Source organism: Bradyrhizobium sp. HKCCYLRH2015 (assembly GCF_051168215.1).
GTDB lineage: Bacteria > Pseudomonadota > Alphaproteobacteria > Rhizobiales > Xanthobacteraceae > Bradyrhizobium.
The window spans coordinates 1-17804 of record NZ_JBNPUO010000001.1 but is presented as its reverse complement, the minus strand read 5'-3'; the positions used below and the strand labels follow the sequence as shown (position 1 = coordinate 17804).

16 protein-coding genes and 1 tRNA gene are annotated in these 17804 nt (G+C 63.6%); 11 read left to right on the top strand and 6 right to left on the bottom strand.

The features are described from left to right. The first annotated feature begins 191 nt into the window (after nt 1–191). The 7 genes from ACQR1H_RS00085 to ACQR1H_RS00055 all read left to right on the top strand — a co-directional run bounded on the left by ACQR1H_RS00085 (nt 192) and on the right by ACQR1H_RS00055 (nt 9222). Entirely contained in the window at nt 192–3032 is a 2841-nt protein-coding gene (locus ACQR1H_RS00085) for an AMP-binding protein (protein ID WP_434906939.1), read from the top strand. 11 nt (nt 3033–3043) lie between these two features. Next, nucleotides 3044–3490 (top strand): YbhB/YbcL family Raf kinase inhibitor-like protein, encoded by a 447-nt coding sequence (locus ACQR1H_RS00080; protein ID WP_434906938.1) that lies wholly within the window; start codon nt 3044–3046, stop codon nt 3488–3490. Between the two features lie 404 nt (nt 3491–3894). Further along, nucleotides 3895–5709 carry an acetate--CoA ligase gene (gene acsA, locus ACQR1H_RS00075; RefSeq protein ID WP_434882854.1) on the top strand — a complete coding sequence of 605 codons (1815 nt, stop codon included), beginning with the start codon at nt 3895–3897 and terminating at the stop codon, nt 5707–5709. Next, nucleotides 5706–6710, top strand: a complete 1005-nt coding sequence (gene pdhA / locus ACQR1H_RS00070; RefSeq protein ID WP_315802374.1) for a pyruvate dehydrogenase (acetyl-transferring) E1 component subunit alpha — start codon at nt 5706–5708, stop codon at nt 6708–6710. The genes acsA and pdhA overlap by 4 nt, the downstream gene beginning before the upstream one ends. A gap of 6 nt (nt 6711–6716) precedes the next feature. Further along, nucleotides 6717–7724: an alpha-ketoacid dehydrogenase subunit beta gene (locus tag ACQR1H_RS00065; RefSeq protein ID WP_315802373.1), complete on the top strand. Its 1008-nt coding sequence runs from the start codon at nt 6717–6719 to the stop codon at nt 7722–7724. An 8-nt stretch (nt 7725–7732) separates the two neighbouring features. Continuing rightward, a complete protein-coding gene (locus tag ACQR1H_RS00060) occupies nt 7733–8944 on the top strand; it encodes a dihydrolipoamide acetyltransferase family protein (protein ID WP_315802372.1) in 1212 nt (403 codons plus the stop codon). Further along, entirely contained in the window at nt 8941–9222 is a 282-nt protein-coding gene (locus ACQR1H_RS00055) for an acyl carrier protein (protein ID WP_316178390.1), read from the top strand. The genes ACQR1H_RS00060 and ACQR1H_RS00055 overlap by 4 nt, the downstream gene beginning before the upstream one ends. Nucleotides 9223–9373: 151 nt before the next feature. Here ACQR1H_RS00055 and ACQR1H_RS00050 read toward each other — a convergent pair whose 3' ends face one another. The 4 genes from ACQR1H_RS00050 to ACQR1H_RS00035 form a co-directional block, all read right to left on the bottom strand. After that, entirely contained in the window at nt 9374–10345 is a 972-nt protein-coding gene (locus ACQR1H_RS00050) for a bifunctional enoyl-CoA hydratase/phosphate acetyltransferase (protein WP_315802370.1), read from the bottom strand. Between the two features lie 5 nt (nt 10346–10350). After that, nucleotides 10351–10551: a hypothetical protein gene (locus ACQR1H_RS00045; RefSeq protein ID WP_316238325.1), complete on the bottom strand. Its 201-nt coding sequence runs from the start codon at nt 10549–10551 to the stop codon at nt 10351–10353. A gap of 208 nt (nt 10552–10759) precedes the next feature. Beyond that, nucleotides 10760–11284 carry a dienelactone hydrolase family protein gene (locus ACQR1H_RS00040; protein WP_315802369.1) on the bottom strand — a complete coding sequence of 175 codons (525 nt, stop codon included), beginning with the start codon at nt 11282–11284 and terminating at the stop codon, nt 10760–10762. A 1010-nt stretch (nt 11285–12294) separates the two neighbouring features. Further along, nucleotides 12295–12369: transfer RNA gene (locus ACQR1H_RS00035), tRNA-Gln, on the bottom strand. 289 nt (nt 12370–12658) lie between these two features. Between ACQR1H_RS00035 and ACQR1H_RS00030 the strand changes: the two genes are divergently transcribed. Together ACQR1H_RS00030 and ACQR1H_RS00025 are read left to right on the top strand one after the other, a co-directional pair. After that, the gene (locus ACQR1H_RS00030) at nt 12659–14437 is read left to right on the top strand and encodes an acyl-CoA dehydrogenase (protein WP_315802338.1); all 1779 of its coding nucleotides are present in this window, start codon (nt 12659–12661) and stop codon (nt 14435–14437) included. Nucleotides 14438–15545: 1108 nt separating this feature from the next. Next, nucleotides 15546–15839, top strand: coding sequence for an HdeA/HdeB family chaperone (locus ACQR1H_RS00025; protein WP_315802337.1), 294 nt, complete (start codon nt 15546–15548; stop codon nt 15837–15839). Nucleotides 15840–15964: 125 nt separating this feature from the next. Here ACQR1H_RS00025 and ACQR1H_RS00020 read toward each other — a convergent pair whose 3' ends face one another. Together ACQR1H_RS00020 and ACQR1H_RS00015 are read right to left on the bottom strand one after the other, a co-directional pair. After that, on the bottom strand, nt 15965–16657 hold the full coding sequence (locus ACQR1H_RS00020) for a phytanoyl-CoA dioxygenase family protein (RefSeq protein ID WP_315802336.1): 693 nt from the start codon (nt 16655–16657) through the stop codon (nt 15965–15967). 78 nt (nt 16658–16735) lie between these two features. Then, nucleotides 16736–17035 carry a hypothetical protein gene (locus tag ACQR1H_RS00015; RefSeq protein WP_315802335.1) on the bottom strand — a complete coding sequence of 100 codons (300 nt, stop codon included), beginning with the start codon at nt 17033–17035 and terminating at the stop codon, nt 16736–16738. On the opposite strand from ACQR1H_RS00015, the gene ACQR1H_RS00010 reads away from it, so the two are divergent. Both ACQR1H_RS00010 and ACQR1H_RS00005 read left to right on the top strand, forming a co-directional pair. Next, nucleotides 17025–17228 carry a hypothetical protein gene (locus ACQR1H_RS00010; protein WP_315802334.1) on the top strand — a complete coding sequence of 68 codons (204 nt, stop codon included), beginning with the start codon at nt 17025–17027 and terminating at the stop codon, nt 17226–17228. The two genes, ACQR1H_RS00015 and ACQR1H_RS00010, sit on opposite strands and share 11 nt — an antisense overlap. A gap of 193 nt (nt 17229–17421) precedes the next feature. Beyond that, a complete protein-coding gene (locus tag ACQR1H_RS00005) occupies nt 17422–17679 on the top strand; it encodes a hypothetical protein (RefSeq protein WP_315802542.1) in 258 nt (85 codons plus the stop codon). Nucleotides 17680–17804: the final 125 nt, after the last annotated feature.

The following is a 17804-nucleotide window of genomic DNA, read 5'->3' as shown; positions in this document are numbered from 1 at the left end:
CGCCAAGTGCGTTCCGGTGACGTCCCCGCACAGGAACAGACGCACCTGACGCAATGCGTCGGTCATGGTGGCGACGCTGGTTGCGACATGGATGCGGCGGGCAACTGCTGGCGGTTGCCAGTGCCGCATCTGCGCATGGCCGAATTGACATTGCTCAATAGTCGCGTGAGCTATTCGAGCTACCTGATGTCATGGATGATTTTGCGCCAGGCACTCTCGAGCGTCGTCGCGCCTTGATCGCGCTCGTGAAGGATCTCGTCCACGAGCTTCATCCTCAGCGCGGCCGGTTCATGGAGGTCGAGCCTTCGAGTCGCATCGAGCGAGACCTCGGGATCGACAGCCTCGCGCGCACTGAATTGATCCTGCGCATCGAGCGGGCTTTCCACGTTCGCCTTCCGGCGCAGGCGGTCGGCGAGGCAGAAACCGTCGAGGATCTGGTCCGCGCGCTCGAACGGGCCGGCCCGACGCTGGACCGCCCGGTCTCAGTCGGGCGCCCGGTTTCGGCGCTTCCGGCCGTACCGGCCGCAAGCGAGGCGCGCACCTTGATCGAGGTGCTGGACTGGCACGCCACGCGACACGCCGACCGGCTGCATTTGACAGTATTGCAGGACGAGGCGACGACGCTCGGGACGCTCAGCTATGGAGAACTTGCGGCGAAAGCCCGGCAGGTGGCCCGCGGTCTGATCGCGCGAGACATCACGGCAGGAGACCGGATTGGATTGATGCTCCCCACCAGCATCGATTTTTTCGTCGCCTTCTTCGGCATTCTCTACGCCGGCGCGATACCGGTCCCGATCTACCCGCCGATGCGCCTGTCGCAGCTTGAGGACCATCTACGGCGCCAGACCATGATTTTGCGCAATGCCGGCACCCGGATGCTGATCACCATGCCGGAAGGACGGCGATTAGCCGGCCTGCTTCGCAGTCTGGTGCAAAGCCTGGTCAGCGTCGCCAGTGTCGCCGACATCGAAGCCTCCGCGGCGCCGGCGCCGCTACCCCATTTGAAGGATGCGAGTGCAACGGCCCTGATCCAGTATACGTCAGGCAGCACCGGTGACCCGAAAGGCGTGGTGCTCAGCCATGCGAAGCTGCTCGCCAACATCAGAGCGATGGGCACGGTGATGGAAGCCGGTTCCGCCGACGTCTTCGTCAGCTGGCTGCCGCTGTATCACGACATGGGGTTGATCGGCGCGTGGCTCGGCTGCATGCATTATGCAGCACCGCTCTACGTGATGTCGCCGTTGAGTTTTCTGATCCGACCGCAGAGCTGGCTGTGGGCGATGCATCGGTATCACGCAACGTTTTCAGCATCGCCCAATTTCGGTTTCGAGCTATGCCTTGCCAAGATCAGCGATGATGATCTCGAGGGACTCGATCTGGGCTCGCTGCGCATGGTCGCCAACGGCGCCGAACCGGTCAGCGTCCAGACTCTGCGCCAGTTTCCCGAGCGGTTCGGCCGTCACGGCTTTCCCGCAAAGGCGATGGCGCCGGTCTATGGCCTGGCCGAAAACTCCGTCGGCCTGGCTTTTCCGCCGCTCGGCCGCGGGCCGGTCATCGATCGCATCAATCGCGACGAACTGAGTATTCACGGCATCGCGAAGCCGGCACCGCCTGGCGATACAGCGGTCCTGGAGATTCCGGCGTGCGGCCAGCCGCTTCCCGGCCATGAAATCCGCGTGGTTGACGCGACCGGCCGCGAGCTGGGCGAACGGCGGGAAGGACGGATCGAGTTTCGCGGCCCATCGGCGACAAGCGGCTATTTCCGCAACGAGACGAAGACGCGCGAACTGTTCCATGGAGATTGGCTCGACACCGGCGACCGCGGCTACATGGTTGGGGGCGACATCTTCGTGACGGGACGAGTCAAGGACATCATCATACGAGCCGGCAGGCATCTCTATCCCCAAGAGATCGAGCAAGCAGTTGCCAATATCCCGGGCGTGCACAAAGGCGGCGTCGCGGTGTTCGGCGTACCCGATCGCGTCTCGGGGACGGAGCGCGTCGTCGTGCTGGTCGAAACCCGTGAGTCCGACCAACCTCGCCGCCTCGAGTTGCAGGCGCGCGCCCAGGAGGTTGTGACGGACGTCGCAGGCACGCCACCCGACGAGATCGTGTTGGCGCCGCCCCGCACAGTGCCGAAGACATCGAGCGGAAAGATTCGCCGCAGTGCGGCCCGGGAGCTATACCAAAGAGGCGATATCGATACGCACCAGGGCACACTTGGTTTGCAGTTGTTGCGTCTTGCCCTTGCCAGCGCGGCGACTCGGGCCGGTCGGCTTGGCCGACTGCTCTACGAGGACATCTATGCAGCATGGTGGTGGATCATGCTCGGCGGCGCCTTCGCTGCGGGATATCTTGCCGTGCTCATCCTTCCGACGCCGAGATCGCGCTGGTCGGCGCTCAGGCAGATCGGTCGCATTGCGCTCGCAGGGATGGGCGTTCCGCTTGCGATCAAGGGCCTGGAGAAAATCCCTGCGCAAGGGGCGGTACTCGTATTCAACCATTCCAGCTATATGGACGCCTTTGCTCTGGCTGCGACACTCCCCGGGGAGCCAGCGATCGTCGCAAAGCGTGAATTGGCCGAGCAGCTTGTCGCAGGACCAATCCTGCGCCGGCTCGATATTCCCTTCGTCGAACGTTACGACGTCTCGGGCAGCCTGACGGATGCCGCGCGACTGGGTGCGCTAGCCCGCGACCGGCGGCTTCTCGTCTTCTTTCCAGAAGGAACGTTCACCCGCAGGGCCGGGTTGTCCGGCTTCTATCTCGGCGCCTTCAAGACCGCGGCAGAAGCCGATCTTCCCGTTCTGCCGGGCATCATCGCCGGCACACGGACAATGTTGCGCAGCGATCAGTGGTTCCCGCGCAACAGCGCTGTCAGCATCGAGATCGGCGATCCGATCCAGCCCGGCGGCATCGATTTTCAATCCATCATTCGGCTGCGCGACCAAGTGCGACAATGGATGCTCGCTCGTTGCGGCGAGCCGGATCTGGAAGAACTCGTCAAGCCCGAGCCGATGTCCCCCGCAGCCTGAAGGAGAGAGCCATGAAGCTCGTTTCCAGCGCCTTTGCCGACGGAGCGGTCATTCCGCGGCACTTTACCTGTGACGGAGACAACGTTTCGCCTCCTCTACAGTGGTTCGGTGCGCCAGCGGGAACGCGGAGCTTCGTGCTGCTCTGCGACGATCCCGACGCGCCCGCCGGCACTTGGCACCACTGGGCGGCCTACGACATTCCGTTCACGAAGACGGAGCTTGCCGAGGATGCCACGAATGCGATCATCAAGGAAGCGGTCAACGATTTCCACAAGACCGGTTATGGCGGGCCCTGCCCTCCACATGGCCATGGGCCGCATCGTTATCATTTTCGGCTGCTCGCGCTTTCGACCGACCATGTCAGGGCCAAGGCAAACGCGTCCTGCCGGGATATCGAGCGCGAGGCACGCAAATTTGCGCTCGCGGAAGCGGTTCTTGTCGGCCGCTATGAGAGATAGCGCTGCCAACCTGAGCGCACAGAAACATGACCCATTGTCAATCAGCGGTAAAGCGCGCGTGTCGGGCATCGGCAAGAAGCTCGCGAAACGCGCCCCATTGATATGACTAGGGTGGCGTGATCGCGGCCCTCGAACTGGATCTCCGGCTCGCTCGCCTGGTGTCATCGACAATGACCGTCAGCTCATATGCGCCTCCAAACGCGGGCGCCGCACCTGCGTCAGTGCAAACCCAACAGGACTCCAATTACGGCTGGATGAAACTTCGGGGACAGGTCACATGGTGCCAAACCGGCAGACCGCGGGGCTCACTGTTGACGCAGATCAACGAGCGTCCGCGCGCTCGGACCAAATTTTAGCTGGTACAGCGACGCGTCGGGCGCGTTCGCAATGAACCGGAGCCAATCATGACCACCACGGACGCGGCGAACTCCCGCGGCGGGAGTGAAGCTCAGACCGAGCAGCGGCAATGGGAACGAATCCGCAAGCGCCCGCAAGACTACGTCGGCGCAAACCTGATCGATTATGATCAGGCCAGGCGGACCTTCTCATGGGCCGATGCGCGAGCCTTGCTCGACGGGCTTCCCGGCGGCGGTCTCAACATCGCCCATGAGGCCATCGACCGCCATATGAAGGCCGGTCGCGGCGACAAGCTTGCGCTGCGCTGGATCGGCCGCGACGACAGCACTCGCGATTTCACCTATGCCGCGCTCGGCGCCCAGGTGAACCGCTTCGCCAACACCCTGGCCCGGCACGAGATAAGGAAGGGCGACCGGGTCTTCTCGCTGCTCGGGCGGGTGCCGGAACTCTACATCGCAGCCCTCGGCACGTTGAAGAATGGCGGCGTGTTTTCACCCTTGTTCTCGGCGTTCGGACCCGAGCCCATCAAGGCGCGCATGACGATCGGCGGAGCCAAGGCGCTCATCACCACCGAAGCCTTCTATCGCCGCAAGATCGAGCCCTGGCGCAGGGAGCTCGCCAGCCTGGAAAGAGTGTTCCTGACTGAATGCTCGGCCACTTTGCCGCCCGATACGATCGACCTTGCTGCGGCGCTTGCGGAGGCCTCTGAAGTCTTCGAGACGGTGCGGACCCTCCCTGAGGATATGGCGCTGCTCCATTTCACCAGCGGCACGACCGGCACGCCCAAGGGAGCGGTGCATGTGCACGAGGCGGTCATCGCCCACAATGTGACCGGCAAGCTCGTGCTCGACTTTCATCCCGACGATATTTTCTGGTGCACCGCAGACCCGGGATGGGTCACCGGGACTTCTTACGGAATCATTTCGCCACTGACCAATGGCGTGACCATGGTCATCGACCAGGCCGAGTTCGACACCGAGCGCTGGTACCGCATTCTGCAGGATCAGAAAATCACGGTCTGGTACACCGCGCCGACCGCGATCCGCATGTTGATGAAAGCCGGCGCCGAATTTGCCAAGAAGTTCGACCTGTCGACGCTGCGCCTGCTTGCCAGCGTCGGCGAGCCGCTCAATCCGGAAGCCGTGATGTGGGGCATGGAGGCTTTCGGCAAGCCGTTCCACGATAATTGGTGGCAGACCGAGACCGGCGGCATCATGATCACGAATTTTCTGTCGATGGACGTGAAGCCGGGGTCGATGGGCCGACCACTACCCGGCATCGAGGCCGGCATCGTCGAACGATTGGAAGGCGGCGGGCTGCGCGAGATTGCCAAGCCGATGGCCATGGGCGAATTGGCCTTGCATCCGGGCTGGCCGTCGATGATGCGGGGCTATCTGAACGAGGAGGCGCGCTACAAGAAGTGCTTTGCAGGCGGCTGGTATCTCACCGGTGACCTCGCGATGCGCGACAGCGATGGCTATTACTGGTTCGTCGGCCGCGCCGACGACGTCATCAAGAGCTCCGGCCATCTGATCGGACCTTTCGAGGTGGAGAGCACCCTGATGGAGCACAAGGCCGTTGCGGAAGCCGGCGTGATTGGCATCCCGGAGCCCACTGCCGGCGAGGTGGTCAAGGCCTATGTGGCGCTCAACCCGGGCTTTGCGCCGAGCGACGCGCTGCGAAAGGAGCTCCTCGGCCACGCGCGGCAGCGGCTCGGACCGGCGGTCGCGCCAAAGGACATCGCGTTCCGCCAGAACCTGCCGAAGACTCGCAGCGGCAAGATCATGCGGCGCCTCCTCAAGGCCCGCGAACTCGGTCTGCCCGAAGGCGACCTCTCCACTCTCGAAAGCGAGGAACGATGACGGTTGCAGCCACAAAGCCGCATTTGTCGCGCGAGCACATGCTGGGTCTGCTCAAGCACATGATCCGCATCCGCCGCTTCGAGGAGAAATGTGCCGAATTGTACACTCAGGAGAAGATCCGCGGCTTCATGCATCTCTACGACGGCGAGGAAGCGGTCGCTGTCGGAGTGATAACCGCGCTGGAAAAACGCGATCGGATCGTGGCGACATATCGCGAGCACGGGCAGGCCCTGGTGCGCGGCGTGCCGATGACAACCGTGATGGCCGAGATGTACGGCAAGCAGGAAGGCTGCAGCCGCGGACGTGGCGGCTCGATGCACTTGTTCAACGCCGCGACCAATTTCTATGGCGGCAATGCCATTGTCGGTGGCGGCCTGCCGTTGGCGATCGGCCTTGCGCTCGCCTCCCATATGCAGGGCGATGATCTCGTCACGGCATGCTTCTTCGGAGACGGCGCGGTGGCCGAAGGCGAATTCCACGAAAGCCTGAATCTGGCGGAGCTTTGGCAGTTGCCGGTGTTGTTCGTGTGCGAAAACAATCTCTACGCCATGGGAACCGCGCTCGCCCTTTCGGAATCCGAAACTGACATCCAGCGCAAGGCGGCATGCTACCGCATCACTTCGGAAGCCGTCGATGGCATGGATGTGGTGGCGGTCGAGGCGGCGGCCCGCCGCGCGGTCCAGGCGGTGCGCAAAACGCGCATGCCCTATTTTCTTGAATGCCGCACCTATCGGCTGCGCGCGCATTCAATGTTCGATCCCCAGCTCTACCGCGACAAGGCCGAGGTCGAGTCGTGGCGTCCACGGGAGCCGATTGTGCGTTTCCAGGGATGGCTCGAGGCCAATCACATGGTCCATCCGGACGAGGTGTCCCGCATGACGGCCGAGATCGATGCCGAAATCGCTGAAGCAGTCGTTTTTGCTGAGGCCGGGACATGGGAGCCGACCGAGCAACTGAGCCGCTTTGTTTATGCAGACAGAGCGGTCCCCACCGGGATGTGAGGTTTCATGCAGCAGGTGGCACCCAGGACCAATGCAATCGAGATGACCTATCGCGAGGCGGTGCGTGCAGCGCTTCGGGACGCGCTCAGCCGCGACAACCGCGTCTTTCTGATGGGTGAGGACGTCGGTCGCTATGGCGGCTGCTACGCGGTGAGTCACGGACTGCTCGCCGAATTCGGGCCGCAGCGGATTCGCGATACGCCGCTCTCGGAGTCAGGCTTTACCGGCGCCGGCATTGGCGCAGCAATGGCTGGCATGCGGCCGATCGTCGAGCTGATGACGGTCAATTTCAGCCTGCTCGCGCTCGATCAGATCCTCAACAATGCAGCGACGGTGCGCCACATGTCGGGCAATCAGTTCGGCGTGCCGCTTGTGATCCGCATGGCCACCGGTGCCGGCCGCCAGCTGGCAGCCCAACATTCCCACAGCCTTGAAGGCTGGTACGCACATATTCCCGGCATCAAGGTGCTCGCGCCGGCAACCTTGGAAGATGCCCGCGGCATGCTGTGGACCGCCCTACAGGAACCCGACCCGGTGCTGATCTTCGAGAACGTCATGCTCTACAACATGTCGGGCAAGCTCGCGTCCGGTGCCGGAGCCGTCAATATCGACAAGGCTGCCGTGCGCCGCCAGGGCCGCGATATTTCTCTCATCACCTATGGCGGGTCGCTCTGGAAGACGCTCGAGGCTGCGACCGCGCTCGCAACCGATGGCATCGATGCCGAGGTGATCGATCTGCGCAGTCTGCGGCCGCTCGACGACGCCACGATCATGACTTCGGTGGCCAAGACCCGACGTGCCGTCATCGTCGACGAAGGCTGGCGCTCCGGGAGCCTGGCGGCAGAGATCGGCATGCGCATCGTCGAACAAGCCTTCTGGTCGCTCGACGCGCCGATCGGGCGGGTTTGCAGCGAGGAGGTGCCGATCCCCTACCCTCACCACCTCGAAAACGCGGCACTGCCACAGACAGCGAAGATCGTGACCGCTGCGAAAACGGCGCTCGGCCGGACGTGAGGCGGGCCGTGGCCGAATTCCTCATGCCCTCTCTCGGCGCCGATATGGAAGCCGGCACGCTGGTGGAATGGCTGGTGAAGCCGGGAGACCGGGTCAAACGCGGCGATATTGTTGCGGTGGTCGAGACACAGAAGGGCGCGATCGAGATCGAAACCTTCCTGGCCGGCGAAATCGAAAAATTCCTCGTCAATCTTCACAGCAAGGTGCCAGTCGGAACGCCGCTAGCACTGATCCGTACCGACGGTGAAGAAAGAGCCGCCGTCACAGCGCCGGTGCCACCGCCGTTACCTCTGCCAACCGCGCATCCCCCGATTGCGGTGCCCTCCCAACCACCGCCCACGCCGATCGGCGCGCCAATGCCGCCACCGCTTGCGGCTGCTGTCGTGGGACGGCTTCCCGCTTCGCCTGCCGCACGACGGCTCGCCGCAGAACGCGGCGTCGATCTCTCCACCATCACCGGCAGTGGACCGGGCGGAGCAATCGTCTACGTCGACGTGGAGCGACAGTCCGGCGCAACCCCGCCACCAACCGAAAAGAGGCGCGCGGGCTGGCTTGATCTCGCGGCGATGCGGACAGCCATCGCGGCCGCAATGGCCCGGTCGAAGCGGGAGATCCCACACTATTATCTTGAACATCAGATCGACGTCACGCCATGCGAACACTGGCTGGCCGACCAAAACGTGGCGCTTCCGCCCGACAGCCGCCTTTTGATCGGCGCGCTTGCGCTGAAGGCGGTCGCGCTGGCGATTCGTCGCTTTCCAGCCTTCAACGGCTTCTACCGCGACAACAAATTCGAGCCGTCAAAGGCGGTGCATGTCGGGGTTGCCATTGCGATCCGCGGCGGCGGCTTGGCGGCGCCGGCTCTGCATGACGCGGACCGACTGCCGCTCCACGACTTGATGAGCAGCTTACGCGACCTGGTGCAACGAACGCGCTCGGGGCGGATTCGCAGTTCGGAACTGTCAGATCCGACGATCACAGTATCCAGCCTAGGCGAGCGCGGAGTCGAAGCTCTCTATGCCATCATCTATCCACCCCAGGTCGCGATCGTTGGCTTTGGTAAGGTCGTTACGCGTCCCTGGATCATCGATGGCGTGATCGGCCCCCGTTCCGTGGTGACCATGACGCTGGCAGGTGATCATCGCGTGACCGATGGACACGCCGGCGCCTTGTTTCTGGCCGAGATCGGCAGACTTTTGCAGGAGCCTGAAAAGCTATGACCGAGATCGAGATTCGCAGAACCATGCAGGGGGAGCTCAGCGAAATCGTCAAGCAGGAGCTTAACAACATCGCGCCAGAAGTCGATCTGGCAAACATTGATCCAGCAGCTGATTTGCGCGAGACCGTCGATATTGACTCGATAGACTTCCTGAACCTCGTGACCGCCCTACATCACCGGACGGGCATCGATATTCCGGAGATCGACTATCCCAAACTCGTTACTCTCTCCGGAATGATCGCCTATCTCAGAGCCAAACTGGAATCGGCCAAGGAGTAAGTTGGTTGCGCCCGCGGGAATTGCGAGTTCTGAGCCTTGCCCGGCAACTTCAATCGCCGGCCGCTTGAATCAGGATGCAACGGGCGGCGGCGCGCGCCCCCCGGTCGGAGCGATGCTGGGCTCTGTCTAAGGACGAGAAGTCCTGTTTCTGCTAGGCAGTCGGCACGCGATAGCGTGCCCACAGCAACGCGATTGCACAAGATCCGAGTCTCGCCAGTGATTTGTCGGCCCGGCTCGTCAGAATGATGGGAACGCGAGCACCGATCACAACGCCCGCAACGTCCGCGCCGGCGAGATATTCGAGTTGCTTTGCCAGCATGTTACCCGCCTCGATGTCGGGCACAACAAAGATATCGGCCCGTCCGGCAACCGGAGAGACGATGCCTTTGCTCGTCGCCGCCTCCCTGGAAACGGCATTATCGAAGGCGAGTGGCCCGTCGATGACGGCTCCAGTGATCTGACCGCGATCCGCCATCTTGCAGAGTGCCGCCGCATCGATCGTGGAGCGAATCTTCTCGGTAACAGTTTCGATCGCCGAGAGAATTGCGACGTGAGGCGACGGATTGCCAAGCGCATGCGCAAGGTCAACTGCGTTTTGCACAATATCCCTTTTGTCGGAGAGATTTGGATAGATGTTGATGGCTGCGTCGGTCACGAAAAGCGGCCGCGGATAGAGCGGGGTGTCGATGACAAATATGTGGCTCATCCTGCGCTCGGTCCGCAGCTTCTCCTCAGCCAGGATCGGCATCATGAATTCATCTGTATGCAGGCTGCCCTTCATCAGCGCTTCCACCCTGCGGTCGCGGGCGAGGGCGGCCGCCTGTACAGCGGCCGCATGGCTGTGCTCAGCCGGAACGAGTTCGTAAGGGGTCAAATCGAGCTTGGCCTGCTCGGCCGCCGCCCGTATCTTCGCCTCGGGCCCGACCATCACGGGCAGAATCAAGCCCGCTCGCGCTGCTTCGATGGCACCGCTGAGAGACAGGGCATCAACTGGATGGACGACGGCTGTGCGGAGGGGCTGCAGGCCTTCCGCTTGCTCAATGATCCTCTGATAGTGACGGCCCTTCGCTTCGGGGCGGACAGACGCGCCTCCTTGCTGGACTGTGATGGTTCCGCTGTCCATAGGATTCATCCGACATGACTCCGCTCGGAGATGCTTGTCATATCCAGCCCCATGGACAGACGGGTGCCATGAGGTAAATCAAAGGTCTGACGACCAAGCAGGCGGCTTGAGAGAAACGTCAATCCAGCCACGGAGGCTGCGAGGCTGGAGCGGATCGGCGATATCCAGCATTGCTTCAAACTGCCTTTCTGCGCAGGGCTGGTCATGACACGTCCTGCGCAGGGGTGGTCATGACACGTCGCGTGCCTGCATCGTTGTTACTTGGCAGCGAATTGCAGAAGCTCGTCAGCCTTGCGCCCAGCGTCGTGATCGTTGTGCCGTCACGGACTGGCTGTTCACGTTCGGCTGAGGCAGGTCGCATGTGGCCGGAGACGAAAACGATCCATCTCGTCTCCAATCGGCTCTCGAACGGCGCTACGATCCCTTGCGCTCGTTTTCGGTCCCGATACCGGGCGCCGACTTCTCCGAGCCAGCCCCGAGATAATGTTCGAACCAGCGAGCAGCATGCTCAATAACCGCCTCCAGCGCTCCCGGCTCGGGAAACAGGTGGCTGGCACCCGGAATGATTTCCAAGGCCTTCAAACCCTGCAGCCGTGCCAACGCCTCCTCGTTGAGTTCGATCACGCCGACATCCGCTCCTCCCACAACAAGGAGGGTGGGGGCCCGAACTTCATCAAGGAAGTCACCAGCAAGGTCCGGACGGCCGCCCCGCGATACGACAGCCCTCACGCGGCGGGGAAATTTCGCGGCCGCAACGAGTGCAGCCGCAGCTCCAGTGCTGGCCCCAAACAGGCCCAGGGGAAGTCTTGCGAGAGACGGCTGTGCATCCAGCCAGCTGACAACGCCAGCGAGCCGGTCCGCTAGCAGCGAGATATCGAAGACGTTGGCCCGATCATCCTCTTCATCGTCGGTGAGAAGATCGAATAGAAGCGTCGCCATACCCCGGGTGTTCAATGCGTCTGCGACCGCCCGGTTTCGCGGACTCAACCGACTTGAACCACTCCCATGTACGAAGGCGACAATTGCATAGGCATCTCCCGGGACATGCAACACTCCTGCAAGACCAATCGGCGGGATCCGGATGTCGTGGGTGTCACTTCTTACCTGTGCCATCGATAAAGCGGCTCCTCGGTAGAGGCCGCAACCTTGTATTCTCGATAGGCTTTGTTTCTTGACACAGATCAATGAGTGTCCGGTTCTCCGGTGACGATCTTACAATCACCAATTGTCACGGCGAGCGGAAAATGGCGCTCTTCGAGCGAGATTGGGTGTGATCTACGCGAAAGCTTCTATAGCGCGCGTCGGGTCGCTTGACTGGCTTTTCCGCGAATATAAGCAGACGAAGGCGTATCTTGAGAAGGTCTCGAAGCGGTCGTGGCCAAGCTATGAGCACAGCATGCAAGCCGTCTGCGATCTGCGAAACAAAAAAGGTGAGCGCATCGGATCGCTGCCGATCAAGAGTATCACCCCGCGCGCCGCGAATAGCGCGGGCGAAAGTGTCCTCTTTCGGCGCGGCGAAAAACTCGTCGGCCTATGCCGCAAGGCATGGCGCGTAGTTCACCGACTATACCCGGCCGAATTCGCCGTCGAGTGTGAACGTGACGGGCAGACCAAATTTCCTTCCGCATCCGTTGAACGAGCTTCTGCATGCCGGAGAACGAGTAGGGTTTGCTGACAGTCTCGACGCCTGCCGACACGGCGGGATGACCGAGCTTGAGGAAGCCGAACTTACGGAGGGACAGGGGCGCGCCCTGTCGGCACACTGCACAAAGGAAAGTTACGCCGGCTATGCCAAGCGCACAGCTCCGCGCATCCTTGCGGCCACACGCAAACGACGAGCTCACGTCTTGGCGAACACAACGCAAACGGAGTTTCAGAATGCGGTCTCTGGCGAGTTTCAGAACAACAAAATCGTGAAAATGTAAGATACTGACCGGGCAGCAGAAATCTGGCTGGGGCGGGAGGGATCGAACCTCCGAATGGCGGAATCAAAATCCGCTGCCTTACCGCTTGGCTACGCCCCATCAGGCTCGGCGGATCGGCGTAGCGTGGAGACGCCCGGCGATTCCGGATCGGCGTCCGTGGTCTACAGAGCGCGCCCGCCCATTTCAACCGCCGGGCGGCAGGAATTTTACGGCGCGCCCAAGTGATCCGGGGCTGCCGCCAATTCGTCAATTTGGACAAGCTCTTATCCCGCCCGTCCCGAGCCGCCGCGGCGGCCTGCCGCAACGACTTGCGAAAAAGTTGAGACCCGGCCGGTTTCATGGGATGACGGCGGCCAAACCGGCAAATTTCGACCCCCGAGGACACGCCATGACCTATCGCGCCCCGCTCAACGACATGCTGCTCGCCCTCAACCACGGCGCCGGGCTGAAGGCGGCGGTCGAGGCCGGCCATTACGGCGATTTCGACCCCGACATCACCGCCGCCGTGCTCGAGGAAGCCGGCAAGTTCGCCACCGACGTGCTCGCCCCGCTCAACACGATCGGCGACAGGAACGGCGTCAAGCTCGCCGACAAGAAGGTGACGACCGCGCCGGGCTGGCCCGATGCCTACAAGCGCTGGACCGAGGCCGGCTGGAACGCGGTGTCCGGCCCCGAGGCGCATGGCGGCCAGGGCCTGCCGCTCGCCATCAACGCCGCCTGCACCGAGATCTGGAGCGCCTCGAACGTCGCCTTCGGCCTGTGTCCGCTGCTGACACTCTCCGCCATCGAGGCGCTCGACGCGCATGGCAGCGACGAGCTGAAGGACATCTATCTCGGCAAGCTGATCTCCGGTGAGTGGACTGGCACCATGCAGCTGACCGAGCCGCAGGCCGGCTCCGATGTCGGCGCCTTGCGCACCCGCGCCGAGCGCGCCGCCGACGGCACCTACCGCATCACCGGCTCGAAGATCTTCATCACCTATGGCGATCACGACATGACCGACAACATCGTGCATTTCGTGCTCGCGCGGCTGCCGGACGCGCCGGCCGGCACCAAGGGCATCTCGCTCTTCCTCATCCCCAAATTCCTCGTCAACGCCGACGGCTCGCTCGGCGCCCGCAACGACATCTATGCCAGCGGCATCGAGCACAAGCTCGGCATGCACGCCTCGCCGACCTGCACCATGACGATGGGCGACCATGGCGGCGCCATCGGCTATCTCGTCGGCGAAGAGAATGCCGGCATGCGCTGCATGTTCACGATGATGAACCAGGCGCGGCTCGGCGTCGGCCTCGAGGGCGTCGGCGTCGCCGATCGCGCCTATCAGCAGGCGCTGGCCTATGCGCAGGAGCGCAAACAGGGCCGCGCCGTCGGCAGCAAAGGCACCGGCTCCGATGCGATCATCGCCCATCCCGACGTCAAGCGCATGCTGATGCAGATGCGCTCGCTGACCGCCGCCTCGCGCTCGATCTGCTACGCCACCGCCGTCGCGCTCGATGTCGCCGTGCGCGCCAAGGATCCGGCCGTCCGTGCCGAGGCCGCCGCGCGCGGCGCGCTGCTGACGCCGATCGCGAAGGCCTTCTCCACCGACATCGGCAACGAGGTCGCCTATCTCGGCGTGCAGATCCATGGCGGCATGGGCTTCATCGAGGAGACCGGCGCCGCACAGCACTATCGCGACGCCCGCATCACCGCGATCTACGAGGGCACCAACGGCATCCAGGCGATCGACCTGGTGACGCGCAAGCTCGGCGCCAATGGCGGCGCCTCGGTGTTCAAGCTGCTCGACGAGCTCACCGAGATCGTCCGCCGCGTCGAGGCCTCGAACGATCCGGCCTTCGGCACCACCGGCGCCAAGCTGCGCGACGCGCTGGGCGCGCTCGACCGCTCCAGCCGCTGGCTGCTGGACAAGCTCGGCACCGCGCCGAACGACGCGCTCGCCGGCGCCACGCCTTACCTGCGCCTGTTCGGCTCCGCGCTCGGCGGCTGCATGCTCGCCAACGAGGCGCTGGCCGCGCGCAGCGAGAACGAGACCGACGGCGCCCGCCACGTCGCGCTGGCCCGCTTCTTCGCCGAGACGTTCGCGGTGCAGGCGCCGTCGCTGGAAAAGACCGTCACCGATGGCGCCGACGCCGTGCTCGCCGCGGAGGCCGTGCTGGTGGCGTGAGGACTCGAGCCACACAATGTGCTGGTGGCGCGACATGCGCCACACAAAAGGTGTCGTCCCGGCCTTGAGCCGGGACCCAGACTCACCGGCGGTCATGGCTTGGCCCAATCGCTCCTCCATCGTGCCCCGCACTCCTCCCTGGGGTTATGGGTCCCGGCTCAAGGCCGGGACGACAGTTGAGGTTGTGGCCGCGCCCTGCCCCGCACTACGTCATTGCAAACTTTGTGGCGATGAAGGTCGTTTCTTGCGCAGGCCGTCTACTCGGAATTCCGTCATCGCGAGCGCAGCGAAGCGATCTAGGGTCGAGCAAGGACTCTGGATTGCTTCGCTGCGCTCGCAATGACGCCAGGCGCACAGTCCCGATCCACACTGCCATACAAAATGCCGCATCAGATGAGCTCGTGATGAGATGAGCATCCGCGCTCTCGCGACGCGCTGCGCGCCCGAGTGATCCCCTTGAGTCCCGCCCTCTCCAGATGGAGGGCGCGAGGAAGGCCGGACCTCGGCTGAGGCCCGTGGCCCGCCTGCAGAAAAAAAGCAGGCGGCAGTCACCACAGGTACAGCCGGACAGACCCGGCCTTCCCCGCGCGATGGTTTTAACGGGCTATAGCGCGCTCTTCCTGGTGCACCGGGCTTTCTGGCCACCATGTCGCGACGACGCGCTCTCGCGCATCGCGCTGGATACTAGCATCGGAGTATCAGAACCACACGCCTTCACCGTCCGCGAGCCTGACGTTCGTCCGTGCTATCAGCACGCCGCCCGCCCGCGTCCACCGCATCCCGCTGCAAACGTCCGTGACGACCGCGAACCGTCCCCTACCGTGCAACGGGATGCGCGGACCATAATGCTGATTTGGGGAAGCCGCCAAGCGATTTATGTTTTTCGGAATCCATTGACACCACGGCTTCGGATCGAGGTGAGTTGCCCGACGGGCGCATCGGATCGCCGCACCCAACCGCCGCATCCTTGACTTCTGAGCGCGCTCCGGCCAGTGCTACCACTGCCGCTCGCCGCGACCGGGACCACGTCTTTCAGCTCGGTCTGCGAAGGGATTGGTAACGCTCTGCATAGTTCATTGTTTTCATCATATCCGTTTGGAGACGCCCCATGAAATCGCTCGTCGCTCCTCTGTTCACCGCGGCCGTTCTGCTGTCCCCTGCTCCGGCCTCCGCCGTCGTGCTCGATCTCTCGACCATGAGCTGCAAGCAGTTCGTCGAAAGCGGCGACGACACCATCAAGATGGTGCTGATCTGGCTGGACGGCTGGTACAAGGGCGACCAGGACGAAGCGCTGTTCGACACCGAGGAGTTCGTCGCCAACGCCAAGAAGTTCGGCACCTATTGCGCCGAGCATCCCTCGGTCAGCATTGTGACGGCCGCGGAGAAGATTCTCGGCAAGTAACAGGCCATCGACGAATTGCTGAAGCAGGCGGCGTAGGGCGGGTTAGCGACAGCGTAATCCGCCGTCTCGCCGCTCCTCGAACGGCGGATGACGCTGCGCTTATGCCCCTGCTCCGTCGGGACGGCTCATACGCCCAACCAGATCAGCCCACCCGGCAACTCGTCCGCCGTAAAGTCGACCTGCAGCACGCGACGATGTCCGGGCTGCACGGACGGCTCCGACGCGTGCAGGATCGGTGTCGCATACAGCCAGATGTCGCCCGGCTCGGCGCGGCATACGGCGGTGCCCCAGCGCGCGACGACGACGGGCGCATCGGCTTCCGGGATGCGACCGAGGCGGTGCGAGCCGGGGGCGATCAGGAGCGGCGCGTTGCCGTCAGGGACGGCGTCGAGATGGACGCGCAGGGTGACCATTCGCGCGAGCACCTCATAAGGCGGCGCGACGTGCTGCAGGCCGCCTTTGATCGTCCAGGGGCCGAAGCCTGCGACCTCGATGCGGTCACGGACCACGATGGTGCGGTCCTGATGCCAGGGCACCGCCCAGTTGGCCTGCGCAGTCTTATCGAAATAAACGGCGCGAACCGGGCGCGTCGCGTCCCCAAGAACGGCGGCGGCGGCGCGGCCGACCGGACCGTCATTGGCGAGAAAGGGTGTCAACGCTGCCACGCCGTGCAGACGCGTGCCGGCCTGCGCTGGTGCGTGGCCGGACAAGGCCGCGACAAGTCCGCGCAACGCCGACGCATCGAGCGACGCCGGCAAATGCACCGCACCGGCGTCAGCAAAGCGGGACTTCTGGAGAGAGGAGAACTCGACGGTCATACGCGCGTGAGATTAGAGCGCACCCAAGGCGTTTGGCAATCGCCAGTTCGGCGACAGCGCAGCGGGGCACGGACACAATCAGACGCAACTCGTCGCGCCAGCTCCGCGCTCTCGTTGCGTTGAAGAAGCAAGCCGCGCGGCTCGCGCGGTTGGTCCCTCTTCACGCGAGAGTCCCATGTCGATCAGCTCCGTCAGTTCTCCTCTCTCCACGGTCTCGGCCCAGGCCACCACCGCCCCATCGTCCACCACAGCAACTTCGTCGACGACCGCCACGGCCTCGTCGTCGGCCACGAGCCCGGCCGACGGCGCATCGCAAAGTTCCTCCCGCAGCGGTGGCTCGTCTTCGAGCAAGGCAGTGGTCAGCGAGGTGTCGATCACGCTCGATGGCGTCACCACGACAACCATCACCTATTCCGACGGATCGACCGAGGTGACCAAGACCGCAGCCGCATCGGACAGCAGCAGCAAGGGCGCGGAGGGTTACAATGCGCAAGGCTACAATGCACAAGGCGCTTCCGGAAACGGCACGAGCGGCGGCACCGGCACGTCAAGCCAGAGCATGACGGTGTGAGCCGTCGTGCATCCGCGATGGCCTGACTAACAGTTCCCGCGCGGAACCGTGGCGTATCGGCAGTCGGCCGTGACACTGCGGTGACGCCGCCAAGCAACACTGCGCGTCAGACTTCGCGATCGGGCGATTGTTAATTTGCGCCGCCGGCACGATTCACTGCTGTTAGCAAGCAAGGCAATCAGGGGGGATGTCGATGTTGCGGGGCGTGATGGCTGGGGGGCTGCTGATCCTGGCGATGGGATCGGAGCTTCAGGCGGCGGGCGAGTCAGGTGCGGAGACGCGGATGTCGTGCTCAGATGTCCGTTACTACGTCGAGAAGTACACGGCCGAGGTCGCCGAGATGTATGCGCGCAGCCGCGGCGCCACCGACGCGCAGATCAACCGTGCCCGGCGCTGCCTGACGCCGGTGCATGCCCGGCGCGCGGAGCGGTGGCGGACGTCCGCAGAATAAGTCGAGCCGCTGCGGCACGCGATCGCAGCGTTGGTTACTCCGTCATGCCCGGGCTTGTCCCACGGCTGTCCGGTTCAGACAGACTGGACATGGTGCATGGCGTGGATTCTTCTGCGGTCTTGAGC